Origin of the sequence: Stenotrophomonas sp. PS02300, from assembly GCF_029959395.1 — a bacterium.
GTDB lineage: Bacteria > Pseudomonadota > Gammaproteobacteria > Xanthomonadales > Xanthomonadaceae > Stenotrophomonas > Stenotrophomonas maltophilia_AD.
On sequence record NZ_JASCOP010000277.1, the window covers coordinates 1 to 345 of the forward strand.

At 66.7% G+C, this 345-nt stretch carries 1 protein-coding gene; it reads left to right on the plus strand.

Annotation, left to right across the window (positions count from 1 at the left end; all coding sequences use genetic code 11):
• Window positions 1–345 (plus strand): SIS domain-containing protein (locus tag QMX79_RS20880; protein WP_282248481.1); only part of this gene is annotated, 345 nt, incomplete at both ends.

Sequence of the window (345 nt, forward strand, 5' to 3'; positions counted from 1 at the left end):
CTGCGCTTCCTGCCGGGCAGCGTGCAGCACGCGCTGAACATGGAGCCGCAGATCGCTGCGTGGGCCGAGCGTTTCGCGCGCAAGAGCAGCGCCCTGTTCCTGGGCCGTGGCCTGCATTACCCGATCGCGCTGGAAGGCGCGCTCAAGCTCAAGGAAATCACCTACATCCACGCCGAGGCCTACCCGGCCGGCGAGCTCAAGCACGGCCCGTTGGCGCTGGTGGATGAAGACATGCCGGTGGTGGTGATCGCGCCCAACGACAGCCTGCTGGAGAAGGTCAAATCCAACATGCAGGAAGTGCGCGCCCGCGGCGGCGAGCTGTTCGTGTTCGCCGACCAGGACAGC